This is a genomic window from Streptomyces sp. NPDC031474 (assembly GCF_055581185.1).
This window is the reverse complement of the sequence record NZ_JBVIJX010000001.1, coordinates 72,710-92,335: the sequence shown is the minus strand read 5'-3', so window position 1 is coordinate 92,335 and position 19,626 is coordinate 72,710. Positions and strand designations below refer to the sequence as shown.

Below are 19,626 nucleotides of genomic sequence, written 5' to 3'. Positions count from 1 at the left end.
AACGTTCACGTACCCGGCGGGGGGAGCCTCCGTACCCGTACGAGCTGGAGAGAACATGAAGGTCGAGATCTGGTCCGACATCGCGTGCCCTTGGTGCTACGTAGGCAAGGCCCGCTTCGAGAAGGCTCTGGAGGCCTTCCCGCACCGCGACCAGGTCGAGGTGGTGCACCGTTCCTTCGAGCTGGACCCCGGCCGCGCCAAGGGCGACGTCCAGCCCGTCCTGGCCATGCTCACCAAGAAGTACGGCATGAGCGAGGCGCAGGCGCAGGCCGGCGAGGAGAACCTGGGCGCCCAGGCCGCCGCCGAGGGCCTCGACTACCGCACCCGCGACCGCGACCACGGCAACACCTTCGACATGCACCGCCTGCTGCACTTCGCCAAGGAGCACGGCCGGCAGGACGAGCTGATCCAGATCCTCTACCGGGCCAACTTCGCCGAGGAGCGGTCACTGTTCGCCGAGGGCGAGGAGCGGCTCGTGGAACTGGCCGTCGAGGCCGGTCTCGACGCCGACGCCGCCCGCACGGTCCTCGCCGACCCGGCCCGCTACGCCGACGAGGTCCGCGCCGACGAGCGTGAGGCCGCCCAGCTCGGCGCGAACGGCGTGCCCTTCTTCGTCCTCGACCGCGCCTACGGCGTCTCCGGCGCCCAGCCCGCCGAGGTCTTCACCCAGGCCCTGACCCAGGCCTGGGGCGACCGCTCCCCGCTGAAGCTGATCGACGACGGCGGCGCACAGGCCTGCGGTCCGGACGGGTGCGCGGTGCCGCAGCAAGGCTGAGGCCGAGCTGACCAGGCAGGCTGAAAAACCGCAGGCCGGGGCCCATCCATAAGCGTTCCTTTGTGGATTCGCGTAGAAATCCGCAATGGACTGATGGTTCACGCGGCCGCACAGTGGACTCATGCAGACCATGGAGACCTTCGAGAGCCTCGTCCGCGCCGAGTTCACCCCGAAGACCACGTACCTCAACACCGCGAGCAACGGCCTGCTGCCCGCCCGCACCGTCGCCGCCCTGCACGAGGCGGCGCTGCTGCGGGCCGAGGGCAGGCCGCTCACTCCGCTGCACCAGGACGTGGAGGCCTGCCGGGCCGCGTACGCCCGGCTGGCCGGCGTCCCGGTCACCCGGGTGGCGCTGGGCGCCTCGGTCGCCGCGCACACCGGCGTGATCGCCGCCTCGCTTCCCGCGGGCGCCGAAGTGCTTACCGCCGAGGACGACTTCACCTCCGTGCTCAACCCGTTCCACGTCCGCGGCGACCTCAAGGTCCGCGCCGTGCCGCTGGAGCGGATCGCTGAATCCGTCCGCCCCGGCACGGCGCTGGTCGCGGTCAGCGCCGCCCAGTCCGCCGACGGCCGGATCGCCGACCTGCCGGCCCTGCGCGAGGCCGCCCGTGCGCACGGGGCGCGCACCTACGTCGACTTCTCGCAGGCCGCCGGCTGGCTGCCGGCCGACGCCGACGCGCACGACTTCTCCGCCGCCGTCTCCTTCAAGTGGCTGCTCGGCCCGCACGGCGCGGCCTTCCTCGTGGTCCCGGAGGACTTCGGCGGGCTGTCGCCGATCCTCGCGGGCTGGGTCGCGGGCGAGGAACCCTGGGACAGCTGTTACGGCCCGGTGGCCGAACCCGCCCACTCGGCACGGCGGTTCGACCTGACGCACGCCCTGTTCACCTACGCCGGACTGCGCCGCTCCCTCGAACTGGTCGAGGAACTCGGCGTGACGGCGATCGGCGCCCACGACCGCGCCCTCGCCGACCGCTTCCGCACGGGACTCGCCGCCCTCGGTCACGAGCCGCTTCCCGCGCCCGGCTCCGCGATCGTCTCCGTGCCCGAACTGGGCTACCGGCAGACCGAGTTGGGTGCCGCCGGCATCCAGGTCTCCGACCGCTCCGGCAACCTGCGCGCCTCCTTCCACCTGTACAACACACCCGCCGACGTCGACCGCCTGCTGGACGCGCTGTCGCGCTGACGCCCCGACCCGCACTGCCGACCCGCGACTGCCCGGGTCGGCAGCCGCCGGGGCGTCGGCAGAGGTCGTCAGCGGACCGGAGTGAAATCCCTTGCTCCGATGAACTCCGGCCGCCGTATCGGAGCCGCGAACGGCTCCACGGCCGTGTTCTCCACGCTGTTGAACACGATGAACACGTTGCTGCGCGGGAACGGCGTGATGTTGTCGCCGGACCCGTGCATGGCATTGCAGTCGAACCAGGTCGCCGAACCGGCCTTCCCGGTGAACAGCTTGATGCCGTAGTCGCTCGCCATCGCGGTCAGCGCCTCGTCGGACGGCGTGCCCGCGTCCTGCATCTGCAGCGACTTCTTGTAGTTGTCCTCGGGCGTGGCCCCGGCACAGCCGAGGAACGTCCGGTGCGAGCCCGGCATGATCATGAGCCCGCCGTTGGTGGCGTAGTTCTCGGTCAGCGCGATCGAGACGGACACCGTCCGCATGTTCGGCAGACCGTCCTCGGCGTGCCAGGTCTCGAAGTCCGAGTGCCAGTAGAAGCCCCCGGCCCCGAAGCCCGGCTTGACGTTGATCCGCGACTGGTGGACGTACACGTCCGAGCCGAGGATCTGCCGCGCCCGCCCGACGACCCGCTCGTCGCGCACCAGGGCGGCGAACACCGGGCTCAGCCTGTGCACCTCGAAGACGGACCGGATCTCCTTGGACCGCGGCTCGACGATGGACCGCTCGTCGGCGCGGATCTCCGGGTCGGCGACGAGCCGCTCCAGCTCCCGCCGGCAGACGGCCGCCTCGTCGTCGCTGATCAGCTGGTCGACGGAGAGGAAGCCGTCGCGCTCGTACGCCTGGAGGTCGGCCGTCGCGATCGGGCCGGGGGCGTCGGGGGAGCCCCAGACGACGGGGTCCTGGCGGGGCACGGACACCTCGGTGGTGCCACGGGTGGGATACAGATCGGTGAGCGTGGTCACGGTGCTCACACCTCCTCGGGCTCGGTCAGCAGGGGGTAGACGCCGTTCTCGTCGTGGTCCTCCCGTCCGGTCACGGGCGGGTTGAACACGCAGAGGCAGCGGAAGTCCTCCTTGACGCGCAGCGTGTGCCGCTCATGTCCGTCGAGGAGGTACATGGTTCCGGGCGTGATGCTGTGCGTCCGCCCGGTCTCGTGGTCGGTCAGCTCGGCCTCGCCCTCGACGCAGACGACGGCCTCGATGTGGTTCGCGTACCACATCGACGTCTCGGTGCCCGCGTACAGAATCGTTTCGTGCAGCGAGAACCCGACCCGTTCCCGGGCGAGGACGATGCGTTTGCTCTCCCAGGTGCCGGACGCCGCCCGTACATGCCGGTCGGTGCCTTCGATGTCCTTGAACGAACGGACGATCACGGTGGTGCGATGCCTCCTAGGTAGGTGAAACGGGGAGATCGTGGGTGTGCGGGGTTGGTGGGTTCGCGCGGGTGCCAGACGGTTTCCGTATACGTCAGGCGGTTTCCCGGACGGCGCGGGCGACGACGCTCATGCCCTCGTCCAGCTCCTCGGGGGTGATGGTCAGGGCCGGCAGCAGCTTGACCACCTCGCTCTCCGGGCCCGACGTCTCGATCAGCAGCCCGAGCTCGAAGGCGCGTCGCGCGACCCGCCCGGCCCGCGCCTTCTCGTGGAACTCCAGGCCCCACACGAGTCCACGGCCCCGGTACTCCCTGATGTCGGCGAGGTTCTCCTCGGTGATCGAGATGAGTGCCTGCTCGATCTGCTCGCCCCGCGCCCGGGTCTGCTTCTCCATCGCGGACCCGTCGGCCCAGTACGTCTCCAGGGCCGCCGTGGCGGTGACGAACGCCGGGTTGTTGCCGCGGAAGGTGCCGTTGTGCTCGCCCGGCTCCCAGATGTCCAACTCGGGCCTGAACAGGCACAGCGACATCGGCAGCCCGTATCCGCTGATGGACTTGGACAGGGTGACGATGTCGGGCGTGACCCCGGCCTCCTCGAAGGAGAAGAAGGCCCCGGTGCGCCCGCATCCCATCTGGATGTCGTCGACGATCAGCAGCATGTCCTGCCGTTCGCACAGCTCCTTCAGCGCCCGCAGCCACTCCGGACGCGCGACGTTGATGCCGCCCTCGCCCTGCACGGTCTCGACGATCACGGCGGCGGGCTTGTTCAGCCCGGACCCCTGGTCCTCGAGAAGCCGCTCGAACCAGAGGAAGTCCGGGACGGTCCCCTCGAAGTAGTTGTCGAACGGCATGGGCGTGCCGTGCACCAGCGGGATCCCGGCCCCGGCCCGCTTGAAGGCGTTGCCGGTCACGGCGAGCGAGCCGAGCGACATCCCGTGGAAGGCGTTCGTGAACGAGACGATGGCCTCGCGTCCCTTCACCTTCCGCGCCAGCTTCAGCGCGGACTCCACGGCGTTGGTGCCGGTCGGGCCCGGGAACATCACCTTGTAGTGCAGGTCGCGCGGGCGCAGCACCAGATCCTGGAAGGTCTGCAGGAAGGTCCGCTTGGCGACGGTGGACATGTCGAGCCCGTGCGTGACGCCGTCCCGCATCAGATAGTCGACCAACGCCCGTTTCAGTACGGGGTTGTTATGGCCGTAGTTCAGTGACCCGGCGCCGGCGAAGAAGTCCAGGTACCGGTGGCCGTCCTCGTCGTACATGCGGCTGCCCTGCGCACGGTCGAAGACGGCGGGCCAGCCGCGGCAGTAGCTGCGTACCTCGGACTCGAGGGTCTCGAAGACGCTGAGGTCGGGCTGGGTGATGGTCACGACGAAACACTCCTTGGTGTGGGGTGAGAAGGAGAGAGGGCGCGGGGGGAAAGTGGGGGGGAAAAGAGGTGGGGGAAAGCCGTGGGGGGGGTGGGGGAGGGGTCGGTCACAGGGCGCTGAGGGAGAGGGGCCCGATGCGGTACAGCACTTCGGGGTCGTGCGGGCCGTCGGGGAACAGCCCGGCGCCGAACAGCACCTCGCGGGTGACGGCCGCACCGTGCCGGTCGGCGAACGAGGTGAACAGCCGCTCGGACGCGGTGTTGCCGGGCGTGATCGTGGTCTCGACGGTGGTGAGCGGCCGTTCGGCGGCGACCCGCGCGGTCAGCCCGTCGAGCAGCGCGGCGGCGAGTCCGTGACCGCGGTACGCGGCGTCGACCGCGACCTGCCAGACCAGCAGGGTCCCCGGGTCCTCCGGCCGTACGTACCCGGTGACGAACCCGACCGGTTCGCCGCCGTCCCCGCCCTCCGCCCGCACCACCGCCGAGGTGGCGGCGAAGTCGCGGCACCACAGCAGATAGCTGTAGGAGGAGTTCAGATCGAGCGTTCCGGATTCCTTTGCGATACGCCAGAGCGCGGCCCCGTCCGCCACCGACGGACGGTCGATACGTAGGTCTGCTTGTGCGGCAGTCATGCGGATTGAACTTACCCAGGGAAATTCAATAACGCATGGAGGGGCCGTGGTGATTCCGTGATGCTGCATGGACAGTTGACCGATACGTCCCTTATCCACCCCCGTAAAACGCACATATCGCACCTGTTGTGCGATGTGTCACGCGTTCGTAACCGGCCGGAAATTCCCTGCGTTTAGCCGCAGGGAATCCGGGCAGAAGACTCAGGAAAGCTATCCTCGCAATGAAACTCCCGCACAACTCGGGCTGAATTCCCGAATCGCCGCTTCGTCGCTGTTGGATTCAGGCTCCGGTCACCCCGTCGATACGCTCCCGGAGAATGTCCGCGTGGCCGTTGTGCCGGGCGTACTCCTCGATCATGTGGATGATCGCCCAGCGCAGGCTGATCTCGAGGCCGGCCATCGGGCCGTCGGGGATCCGCCCGGTGTCCTCCAGCGACCGTCCGGCGATCAGCTCGCGCCCCCGCGCGATCTCCCGCCGCCAGAGCGCCAGCGCCTCGTCGAGCCCCCGCGAGGCATCGAGGGCGTACCCGCTCCCCTCCTCGAAGACCGGCGGCACGTCCAGCCCGGCGAACGCCCGCTGGAACCAGTTCCGTTCGACCTCGGCGAGATGCTGAACCAGTCCGAGCAAGGTCAACTCGGACGGCGCGGCGGCCTGCTGCCGCACCTGCGCGTCGTCCAGTCCCGCGCACTTCAACTCGAGCGTGGCCCGGTGAAACGCCAGCCAGCTCTCCAGCATGGGGAGTTCATCACCGGTCAGGAGCGGGACGGGGCGGCCGTCGGGGAGGGTCCGGGGCGTGTCGGCAGTCATGCGGCGAGTGTGTCAGGCGGCCACTGACAACGCCCGGCCGGCGAGCGGGGTGTCGGGCCTCCCCCGCGGGGGAGGGACCCGTGCCTACCGCCAGGCGGCCTCGGCGCCCCGCCGGGCCCCTGCCGGATCCACGGTCAGCCCCTTCTCCGCCAGCGCGGTGCCCAGTGCCGTCAGGCACGCCCGCACCACGTCCACGGTCGCGTCGCCCCCGTAGTGGTTGACCCGGATCATCTCCTTGGCCAGGGCGCCGCCGCCCGCGGCCAGCGGGAGCGCCGGGTCGCTCTCCAGGGCCCGGGTCACCAGTTCCGACGCCACCACGCCCGGCGGGACGCGCAGCGTCGTGGCGACCGGGGCCGCCTGCGTCGCGTCGTACACATACGGCTCGAGGCCGCCGCCCAGCGCCAGCACGCCCGCGCGGGTGGCCGACGCGGCGAAGGCGTGGCGGGCCATCACCGTCGTCAGGCCCTCCGTCTCGATCCGTTCGACACAGGCCTCCAGGGCCAGCATCTCCAGCTGGGCCGGGGCGTGCAGCAGGGTCTTGCGGCCGCCGTCGATCCAGCGCTGCTTCCAGTCCAGCAGGGACAGGTAGGAGCGGCGCGGGGCCTTCGGGTTCGCGGACATCCGGGCCCACGCCCGCTCGCTCACCGACACCGCCGACACGCCCGCCGGGCCGCCCATCGCCTTCTGCGCGCCGATCACGCACAGGTCCACACCCCACGCGTCCGGCAGCACCGGCTCCGCGCCGATCGAGGCGACCGCGTCCAGGTAGAACAGCGCGCCGTGCTCCCGCACCACCTCGCCGATCTCCGCGACCGGGTTGGTGTTGCCGGTCGCCGCCTCCGCGTGCACCAGGGAGACGAAGTCGATCTCCGGGTGCTCGGCGAGCGCCTCCCGGATCTGCGCGGCCGTCACCGCCGTGTGGAAGGGCACCGCCAGGTCGATCACCCTCGCGCCGCAGTCCCGCAGCCAGTCGCCGAAGGTCTGCCCATACGGGCCGGTGATCACGTTGAGGGCCGTGGTGCCCGGGCCGGCCGTGGCGCGGATCGCGCCCTCCAGCGGCAGCAGCGCCTCGCCCTGCATGATCACGACGTCCTGCCGGGTGTCCAGCAGCCGGGCCACCCGGTCCTCGATCGAGGCGAAGCGTGCGGCGCTCAGCGGGGCGAGATCCAGGAACGGGTGGGTCACGGGGGTGCTCTCTTCACTCACGGGGTAGAGGTGACGAGGGTAACCGGCACCCGACTCGCCCTCCTCGCTGCCGAGTTCTTAGGTCGGGCGGCCCTGTAACCATCGGTTTGATTTGAGGCACCCAAACTTCTCCTTATAATCGGAACCCATAGTTCTCTTACAGGAAGGCCCGCCGTGATCACCCTCCCCCGGCGCCGGATCCGCCTCCAGGCCGCCGTCACCGCGACGGCCGGGCTGATGCTCGTAGCTGCCTGCACCTCCACCGACGACGGTGGCAGCGGCTCCAAGACCGCCGCCGGCGGAGTCGAGCTCGTCAAGGCGGGCCAGCTCACCACCTGCACCCACCTGCCCTACCCGCCCTTCCAGTCGGAGATCGACGGCAAGGTGCAGGGCTTCGACGTGTCCCTGATCGACCTGGTCGCCAAGGACCTGAGCGTGAAGCAGAAGATCGTCGACACGCCGTTCGAGAACTTCAAGACCGGCGCCTTCCTGAACTCCGGCCAGTGCGACCTGGCCGCGGCCGGCATGACGATCACCGAGGAGCGCAAGAAGAACGTCGACTTCTCCGACCCCTACTTCGACGCCACCCAGGCCGTCCTGGTCGACAAGGGCGCGGGCGTCACCTCGCTCGCCGACGTCAAGGCCAAGGGCCTCAAGCTCGGCGCGCAGGCGCAGACCACCGGCGAGGACTACGCCCAGAAGCAGGGCTTCGACCCGGTCTCCTTCGAGTCCTCCGACGCCGTCCTCAACGGTCTGCGCACCGGCCAGGTCAAGGCCGTCATCATCGACTACCCGGTCGTGTAGGGCTGGCTGAAGGACAAGGCCAACGCCGACGCCTTCAAGGTCGTCGACAACCTCAACACCGGTGAGCAGTACGGCTTCACGGTGAAGAAGGGCAACGCCAAGCTGCTGGCCGCCGTCAACAAGGCGCTGGCGGACGCGAAGGCCGACGGCACCTACAAGAAACTGTACGAGCAGTGGATCGGCCCCTACGACGCGTCGGCCGCGTCCCCCGCCGCGTCCACCGCAGCCCCGGCCTCGCCTTCGGCCTCGGCCTCCTGACCCATGGCTGATACGGACGTACGACTCCAGCCGAGGAAAAAGGGCCTGACCCGGCGCCAGAAGCGCAGTCTGTCGCGTGGCGTGCAGTACGCGGTGTTCGTCGCGGCGGTGATCGTCTTCGCGGTCACCGCCGACTGGGGCCGGCTGAAGAACCAGTTCGCCCAGTGGGACATCGCGAAGGAGATGTTCCCCGACGTCATCACGCTCGCGCTGAAGAACACCGTGCTGTACACGCTGTCCGGGTTCGCGCTCGGGCTCGTGCTCGGTCTCGTCATCGCCCTGATGCGGTTGTCGTCGGTCGGCCCCTACCGGTGGGTCGCCGGCGTCTACATCGAGATCTTCCGTGGGCTGCCCGCCCTGCTGATCTTCGTCTTCATCGGCGTGGCCGTACCGCTGGCCTTCCCCGGCACGGAGATCATCGGCGGCACCTACGGCAAGGCCGCCCTCGCGCTCGGCCTGGTGGGAGCCGCGTACATGGCGGAGACCTTCCGGGCGGGCATCCAGGCGGTGCCCAAGGGGCAGCTGGAGGCGGCCCGGTCGCTGGGCTTCTCGCCCGGGCGGGCCATGATCTCCATCATCATCCCGCAGGCGTTCCGCATCATCCTGCCGCCGCTCACCAACGAGCTCGTGATCCTCTTCAAGGACTCCTCCCTGGTCCTGCTCCTCGGGGTGACCCTGGAGGAACGCGAACTGTCCAAGTTCGGCCGTGACCTCGCCAGCGAGAAGGCCAACTCCACGCCGATCCTGGTCGCCGGCCTCTGCTATCTGCTGGTGACCATCCCGCTCGGCTTCGTCGTGCGCCGTATGGAGGCGAAGGCCCAGGAGGCCGTGAAATGAGCCGGACCGAGATCGACGTACGCGGGCTGCACAAGTCCTTCGGCGACAACGAGGTGCTGCGCGGCATCGATTTGGAGATCGGCCAGGGCGACGTCGTCTGCGTGATCGGCCCGTCCGGCTCGGGCAAGTCGACGCTCCTGCGCTGCGTGAACCTGCTGGAGGAGCCGACCAAGGGTCAGGTCTTCGTCGGCGGCACCGAGCTCACCGACCCCGATGTCGACATCGACGCCGTACGCCGTCGTATCGGCATGGTCTTCCAGCAGTTCAACCTCTTCCCGCACCTGTCGGTGACCGAGAACCTCACGCTGCCGCAGCGCCGCGTGCTCCGGCGCGGCAAGGCGGAGGCGGCGAAGGTGGCCGCCGAGAACCTGGAGCGGGTGGGGCTGTCGGAGAAGGCGACGGCCTACCCCGCCTCCCTCTCCGGCGGCCAGCAGCAGCGCGTCGCGATCGCCCGCGCCCTCGCCATGGGCCCCGAGGTGATGCTGTTCGACGAGCCGACGTCGGCGCTCGACCCGGAGCTCGTGGGGGACGTCCTCGCCGTCATGCGCATGCTCGCGAACGAGGGCATGACGATGATGGTGGTGACCCACGAGATGACCTTCGCCCGCGAGGTCGCCGACCGGGTCGTCTTCATGGACGGCGGTGTGATCGTCGAGGACGGCGCCCCGGCCGACGTCATCGGCAACCCGAGCCACGAGCGCACCCGCCACTTCCTCTCCCGCCTCCTCGACCCGGCGATGGCGCAGGTGGAGGAGGAGACCTCGGACCAGGTGGGCGGCCCGGAGAAGTAGCGCCCTAGGGTGCTGTACATGAGCGATCGCGCGGTGCTGCACGTGAAGGGCCGAGTCCTCGTCGGCCGGGACGAGGACCAGGTCCGTGACGAGGTGTGGGTGGTGGGCGGCCGGATCTCCTACGACCGTCCCGCCGGCGCCCGCGACATCCGCACCGTCGAGGGCTGGGCGCTGCCCGGCCTCGTCGACGCGCACTGCCATGTGGGCCTGGGCCCGCACGGGCCGGTCGAGCCGGACGTCGCCGAGAAACAGGCGCTGACCGACCGCGAGGCGGGCACCCTGCTGATCCGTGACGCCGGCTCGCCCTCCGACACCCGCTGGGTCGACGACCGCGAGGACCTCCCGAAGATCGTCCGGGCGGGCCGGCACATCGCCCGCACCCGCCGCTACATCCGCGGCTACGCCCACGAGATCGAGCCCGACGACCTGGTCGCGTACGTCGCCCAGGAGGCCCGGCGCGGCGACGGCTGGGTCAAGCTGGTCGGCGACTGGATCGACCGTGAGGTGGGCGATCTCGCCCCCAGCTGGCCCCGGGACGCGGCCGAGGCGGCCATCGCCGAGGCCCATCGGCTGGGCGCGCGGGTCACGGCCCACTGCTTCGCCGAGAGCTCGCTGCGCGACCTGGTCGAGTCGGGCATCGACTGCATCGAGCACGCGACGGGCCTCACCCAGGAGCTGATCCCGCTGTTCGTGGAGCGCGGCGTGGCGATCGTCCCCACGCTCGTGAACATCGCGACGTTCCCGCAGCTCGCCTCCGGTGGCGAGGCCAAGTTCCCGCGCTGGGCGGCCCATCTGCGCGGCCTCCACGAACGCCGCTACGACACCGTGCGCGACGCCTACGACGCCGGCATCCCGGTCTTCGTCGGCACGGACGCCGGCGGCACCCTGCCGCACGGTCTGGTGGCCGCGGAGGTCGCCGAACTGGTCACGGCGGGCATCCCGCCGGTCCAGGCGCTCTCGGCGACGACCTGGGGCGCACGCGCGTGGCTCGGACGCCCCGGCCTGGACGAGGGCGCCCCGGCGGACCTCGTCGTCTACGACACGGACCCGCGCGCGGACGTGCAGGTGCTGGCGGCGCCGCGCCGGGTGGTGCTGAACGGGACGGTGGTGAGCTGAGCGCGGTGCGCGGGGGGTTGTGGAGAACGTACGTGCCGATGGATTCGAAGATGCGCACGGAAAACTCACGTTGGAGTGAACTCGCGTCAGCCTGCTGACCGTTCACCCTTCGTACGTAATTCTTGCGGGGTCCCGAAGCGTCTCTTCTGGGGGTCCCACCCTTGAACGGCAACACCTTCCGCATGCCCGCACGCGCCCGTCGCGTCGCCACCGTCGTGGCGGCCACGGCCCTGGCCGCAGGTCCCGCGGCCCTGACCGGCGCGGGCCCCGCCCACGCGAGGGGCGACCAGGGCCGGGCGAGCGCGGCGGTCCTGCGCACCGGCCTCGACGTGGCCCTGCTCGACAAGACCGCCGCCGTCCCCCTCGCCGTCTCCCTCAACGAGGTGCGGGCCCCGCAGAGCGCCGAGAAGACCGCGCTCACCGCCGAGTTGAACGGCGTCGACGGCACAAAGCCCTTCAGCGTTCTGCGCGCGGACGTCGCCGAGGCCAAGGCGACGGTCGACGGCGCGTCGGCCGAGGCCTCCACCCGCCTCGCCCACGCCGAGCTGCACGTTCCCGGGCTCCCGCTGCTCTCCCTCATCGAGGTCGGCGCCATCACCTCGAAGGCGACCTGCGCGGCCGGCAAGGCCCCGGTCGCCGCCGCCAACCTGCTCGGCTCGGTGACGGTCCTGGGCAAGAAGGTGTCGGTGAGCACGGGCGGCACGACGGACGTGAAGGTGCCGGGCGTGGGCGAGGTCCGCCTGGACCTGTCCAAGCGTGAGACGACGTCCCGCACGGCAGCCGCCACCGCCCTCGAACTCACCGTCTCCATCAACCCGTTGAACCTCAACGTCGCCCACGTCACCGGCACCCTGACCCTCGCCGAGGCCACCTGCGAGACACCCGCCGCACCGCAACAGGGGCAGGAGCAGGAGCAGGGGGAGGGACAGGGACAGGGACAGGGACAGCAAGAGGGACAGGGGCAGGACCAGTCCGTCGGGTCGAGCCGCGCCCCGGCCGGTGACGTGAAGGCGCAGGGCGCGCCCGCACAGGCGGACCTTGCGCAGACCGGGGGCAGTTCGACGATCCCGTACCTCGCGGGCGGCGCCGTGGCGCTGCTGCTCGCGGGCGGGGGAGCGGTGGCGCTGGCCCGCCGCCGCGGCTGACCGGACGGGCGAAGGCACGGACACGGACCCGGACGTCCCCCGGGTGTCCGCGCCCCGCCCTCATTCCCGGGTCAGTGCCAGGGCCTGGTCCAGTGCCTGGAGGAAACGGTTCACCGTCGCCCGGTCCCGTACCGCAAGACGCAGCCACTGCGCGTCCAGCCCCGGGAAGGTGTCCCCGCGCCGGACCGCGAACCCCAGGGTGCGCAGCCGCCCGCGGACGGCGGCGGCCCGGGGCATTCGTACGAGGACGAAGGGACCGTGGGCGGGCCCCACGACGCTTACTCCGTCGGCGGCGAACTCCTCGAGCCCGGCGACGAGATGGGCGCGGTCCGCGGCGATGCGATGGGCGGCGTGCGCGGCCTCCGCCAGCGCCTGGGCGCCCATGCACGCCTGCGCCGCCGCCAGCGCCGGCGTGGACACCGGCCACAGCGGCTGCGCCCGCTCCAGGTCGGCGATCGTCTCGGGGGCGGCGAGGACGTAGCCGATCCGGAGCCCGGCCAGCCCCCATGTCTTCGTCAGACTGCGCAGCACCACCAGGCCGGGCACGTCCGTGCGCCCGGCGAGCGCCTCCCGCTCGCCGGGCACCGCGTCCATGAACGCCTCGTCGACCACCAGCGTCCGTCCGGCCCGCGCCAGCCCGGCGAGCGTCTCGGCCGGGTGCAGCACCGACGTCGGGTTCGTCGGATTGCCGATCACCACCAGGTCGGCATCCTCGGGAACGGCCGCCGGATCCAGCCGGAAGCCGTCCCGAGCACGCAGCAGCACCCGGTGCACGCCGTGCCCGGCGTCCCGCAGCGCCGCCTCCGGCTCCGTGAACTGCGGGTGCACGACGACGGCGTGACGGACCTTCAGGGCCCGTGCGAGGAGGACGAACGCCTCCGCCGCGCCCGCCGTCAGCAGCACCCGCTCCACCGGCAGCCCGTGCCGGGCCGCGACCGCCGCCCGGGCGGCCCGCCCGTCCGGGTAGGCCGCGAGGCCCGTCAGGGACGCGGCGATGCGCTCCCGCAGCCAGCTGGGCGGCGTGTTCGCGCGGACGTTCACGGCGAGGTCGACGAGCGCCGAGCCGTCGTCGCGTACCTCCGCGTCCCCGTGGTGGCGCAGATCGTGCCCGTGCCCGTCAGTGTGCATGGGAGTGCGTGTGCCCTCCGTGATGAGGGTGCCCGTGTCCGTCGTGGTGGTGGTCGTCGTCGTCCGGGTGGAAGTGCGGCTGCTGCGGCAGCCCCACCTTGTCCTCGAACCCCGGCAGCGCGATCCGGTACACGCACGAGTCGCAGTTCATCCGCAGATCGCCCTTGACGGCCTCCTCGTAGCGCTCCATCACCAGGTCGAGCAGCTCCGGCTCGGGGCCGATGACGTCCGCCGCGCGCACGTCGACCTCGGGGTGCGCGGCCGCCCAGCCCTCGCTCTGGTGCCGCACCCGGTCCGGCAGGATCCCGGTGAACAGGAAGTACGGCAGGACGACGATCCGCCTGGCGCCGAGCTTCACGCACCGGTCGAGGCCGCTGGGCACGTCCGGCGCGGCCAGCGACACGAACGCCGTCTCCACGCCCGCGTACCCGCGGCCCTCCCACAGCAGCCGGGCCGCCTTGTACACCTCGGCGTTGGCGTCCGGGTCCGTCGAGCCGCGGCCGACCAGCAGCACGGTGACGTCGGCCAGGTCCTCGGGGGTACGCCCCGTGGTGCCGAGGGCCTCCTCCAGTCGCCGCTCCAGCACGTTCAGCAGCGCCGGGTGCGGGCCCAGCGGACGCCCGTACGTGTAGGAGATCCCCGGGTGGCGTTCCTTCTCGCGGGACAGGGCCGCCGGGATGTCGCCCTTGGCGTGCCCGGCGGACACCAGCATCAGCGGCACGGCGGCGAATCGGCGTACGCCGCGCTCCACCAGTTCCGTGACCGCGTCGCCCAGGGGCGGCGGGGACAGCTCGATGAAGCCGCCCGCGACGGGCAGTTCGGGGTGGCGGCGCCCCAACTCCCGTACGAAGTCGCGGAACGCCTCGGCTCCGGCATCGTCCCGGGTGCCATGGCCGGCGATGAGCAGGGCGGGCGGCGCGGTGGTCACGATGTCTCCTCGGACTGCGGAACGGACGGTGGAACGTGGGGTGCAAGGTGTGGTGCAAGGGGCTGTGAAACAGGGTGGTACAGCAGGGCGTTGAGCGCGGCCGAGGCGACCGCCGACCCGCCCTTCTCGGACACGTTGCTGACCGCGGGCAGCCCGCTCTCGCGGAGCGCGGCCTTGGACTCGACCGCGCCGACGAAGCCGACGGGCAGGCCGATGACGAGCACCGGGTCGGCGTCCAGGGTCAGCAGCTCCTCCAGCGCGGTCGGCGCGTTGCCGATCACCCAGAGGGCGCCCGGGCCGACCTGCTCGTACGCGAGCCGAATCGCGTGCGCCGAACGGGTCAGCCCCGGCCCGGACTCGGCGTCCCCGAGCCGGCAGACGGTGTCGCGGCGGGTGATCCCGGCCGCGACCATCGCCACGTCCACGACGACGGGCGCCCCGGCGTGCAGCGCCGCGTGCGCCGTCGCCAACTCACCCTCGTCCATGACGAGATCGCTCGCGTAGTCGAGATCGGCGGCGGAGTGGACGACCCGCTCCACCACCGCCCGGGTCAGCGGCGGGAGGTGCGAGGTGTCCAGGCGGGTGCGCAGCCGCCGGTAGGACTCCTGCTCGATCGGGTGGACCACCCGGGCCGCGGGATTCACCGTGCCGCCCCCTGCTGCTGCTCCTGCTGCTCCTGCGTGTGCTGCGGGCTCTCCTGCCAGCGGTAGCCGCGCGGCGTCACCATGCGCCCCGCGATGTCCCGGGTCGCCGTGTTGCCGACGGTCACGACCGTCATCATGTCCACCCACGCCGGGTCGAGCTCCGCGAGCGTGGTCAGCCGGCTGCTGCCGTCCGGCCGTGACGCGTTGCGGACGACGCCCACCGGCGTCGTCGGCTCCCGGTGCTCGGCGAGGATCGACAGCGCCTTGGGCAGCTGCCAGTCGCGGCCCCGGGAACGGGGGTTGTAGAACGTGACGACGATGTCCGCCTCGGCCGCCGCCCGTACCCGCCGCTCGATGACCTCCCACGGAGTGTGCAGGTCGGACAGGCTGATCGACACATGGTCGTGGCCGAGCGGCGCACCGAGGATCGCTGCGGCCGCGAGCGCGGCGGTCACACCGGGCACCCCGACCACGTCGATGTCGTCGGACGCCTCGGCGAGCGCGGGGGAGGCCATGGCGTACACGCCGGCGTCTCCGCTGCCGATCAGCGCGACGGCCTGCCCGCGCCGGGCCTCGGCGACGGCCGTGCGGGCCCGCTCCTCCTCGGCGCCGAGCCCCGACGCGAGGATCCGGGTGCCGGGCCGCAGCAGGTCGCGGATCTGGTCGACGTACTGGTCGAGCCCCACGAGCACCGCGGCCCGCCGCAGCTCCGCCTTCGCGCGCGGGGTGAGCAGGTCCCGCGCACCGGGACCGAGCCCCACCACCGCGAGCCGCCCGCGTCCCGGCCGCCGTACGACGGCGCAGGTCGCCCTCGCGGGCTGGCCGTCCGGGCGCTCCGACTTCCGCTTGGGCACGAGGAGTTCACCCCCGCCGGCCAGCGCGGCCGCCTCGGCGACGGAGGGCGTGCCGACGGCGGCAAGCGGCGCGTCGGAGGGGTTCGGGACCTCGACGGCGGCCAACTCCTCGGCGGAGTACGTCACCACGGGCGCCCCGAGCCGCGCGGCGGCCCCGACGATGCCGGGCTCGTCGCGCTTGGCGTCCACCGTGGCGAGCGCGGCGACGCTGCGAGGGGACAGCCCGGCGTCCCGCAACGCGCCCTCGACCAGCGCGAGCACCTCCTCGACCGGCGCGCCCCTGGAGGCGCCGACGCCTACGACGAGGGACGGCGGACGCAACAGCACCTCGCCGTCGGCGGGTTCGAGCGCACGGTCCGTCAGCCGGACGGCGCGCGTGCCCCGCTCGGCGAACGGCAGCGGCGGCAGCGGCCACGCCACCTCGGCGTTCAGCGCGACCGGCTCCCCGTCGAGCAGGGCCCGTGTCACGCCGGCCACATCGCCCTCCACGGGCAGGCCGAGGATGTCCAGGCCGGGGATGCCGACGGCGTCCGTGGCCGTGGTCACCACCGGCTCGGCGCCCAGCAACTCACCCACCTCGCGGGCGAGTTCATTGGCGCCGCCGCCGTGCCCGCCGACCAGCGACACGGCGAACCGCCCGGCCTCGTCGACGCACACCACACCCGGGTCGAAGGCCTTGTCGCCGAGCAGCGGCGCGACGAGCCGGACGACGGCTCCCGTCGCCAGGAAGCACACGAGCTGCTCGCACTCCGCGAACGCCCGCCGTACGGCGTCCCCGACGGGTCCGTCGTAGGCGCGCGTGCGCTCCGGCCACGCCGCGGCCAGCCGGTCGCGTGCCGCCGCCCCCGCCGCGGTGGCGGAAATGAGGCCGATCACAGAGCAACTCCTTCTCGATCAAGGGTGTTTGAGCCGACGGGGGTTCGGGTCCCCCACAGCAGGAAGACGGGGTTGGTCGCCGCGAGCCGGGTGACGTCCCCCGGCAGCGGCGCCAGCCGCGAGGACTGCAGCAGCACCCCGTCGACGTCGAACCCGGCGTCCGTCAGCGCGCTCCGCACCGCCGGCACCCGGTCCAGGGCGGCCATCGCGACGACCACGGTCCGCCGGGCCCGCCGCGCGCACACGCCGACGATCTCCGGCAGCTCACGCCCGCCCCCGCCGACGAACACCGCGTCGGGGGTGTCGAGTCCGGCCAGCGCGGCGGGCGCGCTGCCGTGCACGACGTGCACGTCGACGCCGTGCGCACCGGCGTTGGCGCGGATGCGTTCCACCCCGTCCGCCGCCTTCTCGACCGCGCTGACGGCGGCCCCGAGCCGCGCGCACTCCACGGCCACGGACCCCGACCCGGAGCCCACGTCCCAGACCAGGTCGCCGGGGCGCGGACCGAGCCGGGCCAGGGCCAGCGCCCGCACCTCGAACTTGGTGATCATCGAGTCGCGGTGCGTGAAGTCGCCCTCGGCCAGCGCCCATCCCACCGGACGCCCGCCGCCCGCGAGCGTCCGCACGGGAGAGAGCACCCGGGTCTCGTCCAGACACAGGACGACGCTGACCGCCGTCCCCCAGTCCCGTCGCGCGGCCTCGGCGGGGGAGACCCGCTCCACGCGCTCGTGCCCGGGGTCGCCGAGCGCGGAGGCGACGACGAGCACCCGCCCGGGCGCACTGCGCGCGAGCGCGGCCCCCAGCTCGGCGGGTCCGGCGCCGGGCCCGGTGAGCACGGCGACCTTCGGATGTGCCCGGCAGGCGTTGACGGCCGTCCGCGGATCCCGCCCGTGCGCGCTGACGACGACGGCGTCGTCCCAGGTCAGCCCGAGGCGGGCGAAGGCCGCGGCGACCGAGGACACCCCGGGCCGCACGTCCAGCCGGTCCGGCCCGAACCGCTCGGCCAGCGCCCGCACGATCCCGAAGAACCCGGGATCGCCGGAGGCCAGCACGACCACCCGCCGGTCCTTGCCGACGTACTCCTCGATGGCGTCCAGGGCCGGCGCGAGTGGTCCGAGGACGATCCGGTCGGCGGTCGCGGGCAGCGGCACGGCGTCGAGGTGCCGCCGCCCGCCGACGACGAGCTCGGCGCCGGACACCACGTCGGAGGCGACCGGCGCACCCGTCCCCGTCCCCTGGCCCGTCCCGGTACCGATCACCGTGATCAGGCGACTCGAGGGACTCATGTACGGGCACCCCGCTCGCGCAGGGCCCGGCGGGCCTCCGGGTCGGCCTTGCGGTAGCCGTGGAAATGCCCCGGGTGGTACAGGTGCGAGCGGGTGCCGTGCGCGTCGAGGGCCGGGCCGACCAGGAACAGGGTGTGCTTCCAGAGCTTGTGCTCCTTGACCGTCTCCTCCAGCGTCTCGATCGTGCACTTCACGACCAGCTCCTCCGGCCAGGTCGCCTGGTGGGCGATGACGACCGGGGTGCCCGTCGGATAGCCGCCCTCCAGCAGCTCCCGCACCAGCTGCCCGCTGCGGGCCGCCGACAGGAAGATCGCCATCGTCGTGCCGTGCTTGGCGAACTCGCGCACCTCCTCGCCGGGCGGCATCGGCGTCTTGCCGCCGCCGAGCCGGGTCAGCACCACGGACTGCGCGACCTCGGGGATCGTCAGCTCGCGCCGGGCGAGCGCGGCGACGGCGGAGAAGGAGGAGACGCCGGGCACGATCTCGGTGTCGATGCCGATCTCGTCGCACCGGTCGAGCTGCTCCTGCGTACCGCCCCACAGGGCGGGATCGCCGGAGTGGATACGGGCCACGCGCAGACCCTCGGCCCGGGCCCGCTCGTAGACGGCGACCACGTCCTCCAGGGACATCGTCGCCGAGTCGAGGATCTCCGCACCCTCGCGCGCGTGCTCGAGAACCTCCGCCTGGACCAGGCTCGCGGCCCAGATCACGACGTCGGCCTCGGCGATGGCGCGTGCGGCACGAAACGTCAGCAGATCGGCGGCGCCGGGGCCGGCACCGACGAAGGTCACCTTGCCGGTGGGGGCATCGGCCATGGGTTCGATTCCTCTCAAAGCGGGTCGTAACGGGGCGTGACGGAGGTCAGGGCAGTGGCCGGATGTGCGCGGCCGGGGGTCGATCGGATACCAAGGGCGTATGGCGGTCTTCGTCGCGCTCGGCGCGTTCCTCATGACGCTGGCCGGCGGCTGGACGGCGCAACGCGTGACCGACCGCCGTCACCTGGTGCTGGGCCTGGCCGGCGGCCTGATGCTGGGCGTGGTCGGTCTGGACCTGCTGCCGGAGGCCCTGGAGGCGGCCGGCACGGAGGTCTTCGGCGTCCCCGCCGCACTCCTGCTGTTCGTGGCGGGCTTCCTGCTGGCCCATCTGGTGGAGCGCCTGCTCGCGGTGCGCCAGGCCGCGCACGGCGCCGAGGAGCACAACGGCAGAGCCCCCGAGGTCGGTCTGACGGCGGCCGCGGCGATGGTCGGCCACAGCGCCATGGACGGCGTGGCGATCGGCGCGGCCTTCCAGGTCGGCGGCGGCATGGGCGCCGCCGTGGCGCTGGCGGTGATCGCCCACGACTTCGCCGACGGCTTCAACACGTACACGATCACCAGCCTGTACGGGAACGCCCGCCGCAGGGCCCTGTTCATGCTGTTCGCGGACGCGGCGGCACCGGTGGCGGGCGCGGCCTCGACGTCCTTCGTCACCATCCCGGAGCAACTGCTCGGCGGCTATCTCGGCTTCTTCGGCGGCGCGCTGCTCTACCTGGCGGCCGCCGAGATCCTGCCCGAGGCCCACCACGAACACCCCGCCCGCTCGACCGTGCTGTGCACGATCGCCGGCGCGGCCTTCATCTGGCTGGTGGTGGGCCTCGCGAGCTGAC

The 19,626-nt window shown here is 72.2% G+C and carries 19 protein-coding genes and 1 pseudogene; 8 read left to right on the top strand and 12 right to left on the bottom strand.

The features are described 5' to 3' along the window. The first annotated feature begins 55 nt into the window (after window positions 1–55). Both ACZ5SK_RS00450 and ACZ5SK_RS00445 read left to right on the top strand, forming a co-directional pair. Window positions 56–775, top strand: coding sequence for a DsbA family oxidoreductase (locus ACZ5SK_RS00450; RefSeq protein ID WP_361700348.1), 720 nt, complete (start codon window positions 56–58; stop codon window positions 773–775). A gap of 121 nt (window positions 776–896) precedes the next feature. After that, window positions 897–1,958 (top strand): aminotransferase class V-fold PLP-dependent enzyme, encoded by a 1,062-nt coding sequence (locus tag ACZ5SK_RS00445; RefSeq protein WP_361700351.1) that lies wholly within the window; start codon window positions 897–899, stop codon window positions 1,956–1,958. Window positions 1,959–2,026: 68 nt separating this feature from the next. On the opposite strand, the gene thpD is transcribed toward ACZ5SK_RS00445, so the two are convergent. The 6 genes from thpD to ACZ5SK_RS00415 form a co-directional block, all read right to left on the bottom strand. Beyond that, on the bottom strand, window positions 2,027–2,923 hold the full coding sequence (thpD, locus tag ACZ5SK_RS00440) for an ectoine hydroxylase (RefSeq protein WP_361700354.1): 897 nt from the start codon (window positions 2,921–2,923) through the stop codon (window positions 2,027–2,029). Further along, on the bottom strand, window positions 2,920–3,324 hold the full coding sequence (locus ACZ5SK_RS00435; RefSeq protein WP_079663136.1) for an ectoine synthase: 405 nt from the start codon (window positions 3,322–3,324) through the stop codon (window positions 2,920–2,922). Before ACZ5SK_RS00435 ends, thpD begins: the two co-directional genes overlap by 4 nt. A 94-nt stretch (window positions 3,325–3,418) precedes the next feature. After that, on the bottom strand, window positions 3,419–4,690 hold the full coding sequence (gene ectB, locus ACZ5SK_RS00430; protein WP_361700357.1) for a diaminobutyrate--2-oxoglutarate transaminase: 1,272 nt from the start codon (window positions 4,688–4,690) through the stop codon (window positions 3,419–3,421). Between the two features lie 106 nt (window positions 4,691–4,796). Beyond that, window positions 4,797–5,321: a diaminobutyrate acetyltransferase gene (gene ectA, locus ACZ5SK_RS00425; RefSeq protein ID WP_361700360.1), complete on the bottom strand. Its 525-nt coding sequence runs from the start codon at window positions 5,319–5,321 to the stop codon at window positions 4,797–4,799. Window positions 5,322–5,601: 280 nt separating this feature from the next. Continuing rightward, on the bottom strand, window positions 5,602–6,129 hold the full coding sequence (locus ACZ5SK_RS00420; RefSeq protein ID WP_361700363.1) for a DinB family protein: 528 nt from the start codon (window positions 6,127–6,129) through the stop codon (window positions 5,602–5,604). An 84-nt stretch (window positions 6,130–6,213) separates the two neighbouring features. Then, complete coding sequence (locus tag ACZ5SK_RS00415; RefSeq protein ID WP_361700366.1) at window positions 6,214–7,335, bottom strand: pyridoxal-phosphate-dependent aminotransferase family protein; 1,122 nt, start codon at window positions 7,333–7,335, stop codon at window positions 6,214–6,216. A gap of 153 nt (window positions 7,336–7,488) precedes the next feature. Between ACZ5SK_RS00415 and ACZ5SK_RS00410 the strand changes: the two are divergent. The 5 genes and pseudogenes from ACZ5SK_RS00410 to ACZ5SK_RS00390 all read left to right on the top strand — a co-directional run bounded on the left by ACZ5SK_RS00410 (window position 7,489) and on the right by ACZ5SK_RS00390 (window position 12,265). Then, a pseudogene (locus tag ACZ5SK_RS00410) lies at window positions 7,489–8,376 on the top strand (transporter substrate-binding domain-containing protein). 3 nt (window positions 8,377–8,379) lie between these two features. Next, complete coding sequence (locus tag ACZ5SK_RS00405) at window positions 8,380–9,213, top strand: amino acid ABC transporter permease (protein ID WP_334583619.1); 834 nt, start codon at window positions 8,380–8,382, stop codon at window positions 9,211–9,213. Then, window positions 9,210–10,004, top strand: a complete 795-nt coding sequence (locus tag ACZ5SK_RS00400) for an amino acid ABC transporter ATP-binding protein (protein ID WP_334583618.1) — start codon at window positions 9,210–9,212, stop codon at window positions 10,002–10,004. The genes ACZ5SK_RS00405 and ACZ5SK_RS00400 overlap by 4 nt, the downstream gene beginning before the upstream one ends. Window positions 10,005–10,022: 18 nt before the next feature. Then, the gene (locus ACZ5SK_RS00395) at window positions 10,023–11,120 is read left to right on the top strand and encodes an amidohydrolase family protein (RefSeq protein WP_468415134.1); all 1,098 of its coding nucleotides are present in this window, start codon (window positions 10,023–10,025) and stop codon (window positions 11,118–11,120) included. A gap of 161 nt (window positions 11,121–11,281) precedes the next feature. Continuing rightward, window positions 11,282–12,265 carry an SCO1860 family LAETG-anchored protein gene (locus ACZ5SK_RS00390; protein ID WP_468575003.1) on the top strand — a complete coding sequence of 328 codons (984 nt, stop codon included), beginning with the start codon at window positions 11,282–11,284 and terminating at the stop codon, window positions 12,263–12,265. A gap of 60 nt (window positions 12,266–12,325) precedes the next feature. Here the strand turns inward: ACZ5SK_RS00390 and cobC are convergent, their stop codons facing one another. Genes cobC through cobM form a run of 6 tightly spaced genes read right to left on the bottom strand, consistent with a single transcriptional unit; the run spans window position 12,326 to window position 18,796 of the window. Continuing rightward, a complete protein-coding gene (gene cobC, locus ACZ5SK_RS00385) occupies window positions 12,326–13,393 on the bottom strand; it encodes an Rv2231c family pyridoxal phosphate-dependent protein CobC (protein WP_457493583.1) in 1,068 nt (355 codons plus the stop codon). After that, on the bottom strand, window positions 13,383–14,321 hold the full coding sequence (locus ACZ5SK_RS00380; protein WP_334583614.1) for a sirohydrochlorin chelatase: 939 nt from the start codon (window positions 14,319–14,321) through the stop codon (window positions 13,383–13,385). The genes cobC and ACZ5SK_RS00380 overlap by 11 nt, the downstream gene beginning before the upstream one ends. Next, window positions 14,318–14,965, bottom strand: a complete 648-nt coding sequence (locus ACZ5SK_RS00375; protein WP_334583613.1) for a precorrin-8X methylmutase — start codon at window positions 14,963–14,965, stop codon at window positions 14,318–14,320. Before ACZ5SK_RS00375 ends, ACZ5SK_RS00380 begins: the two co-directional genes overlap by 4 nt. Continuing rightward, the gene (gene cobJ, locus ACZ5SK_RS00370) at window positions 14,962–16,695 is read right to left on the bottom strand and encodes a precorrin-3B C(17)-methyltransferase (protein WP_468575001.1); all 1,734 of its coding nucleotides are present in this window, start codon (window positions 16,693–16,695) and stop codon (window positions 14,962–14,964) included. Before cobJ ends, ACZ5SK_RS00375 begins: the two co-directional genes overlap by 4 nt. Then, the gene (cbiE, locus tag ACZ5SK_RS00365) at window positions 16,692–17,981 is read right to left on the bottom strand and encodes a precorrin-6y C5,15-methyltransferase (decarboxylating) subunit CbiE (protein WP_468574999.1); all 1,290 of its coding nucleotides are present in this window, start codon (window positions 17,979–17,981) and stop codon (window positions 16,692–16,694) included. Before cbiE ends, cobJ begins: the two co-directional genes overlap by 4 nt. Further along, a complete protein-coding gene (gene cobM, locus ACZ5SK_RS00360; RefSeq protein ID WP_468574998.1) occupies window positions 17,978–18,796 on the bottom strand; it encodes a precorrin-4 C(11)-methyltransferase in 819 nt (272 codons plus the stop codon). The genes cbiE and cobM overlap by 4 nt, the downstream gene beginning before the upstream one ends. A 100-nt stretch (window positions 18,797–18,896) precedes the next feature. On the opposite strand from cobM, the gene ACZ5SK_RS00355 reads away from it, so the two are divergent. Further along, on the top strand, window positions 18,897–19,625 hold the full coding sequence (locus ACZ5SK_RS00355) for a ZIP family metal transporter (protein ID WP_468574996.1): 729 nt from the start codon (window positions 18,897–18,899) through the stop codon (window positions 19,623–19,625). The last annotated feature ends 1 nt before the right edge of the window (window position 19,626 follow it).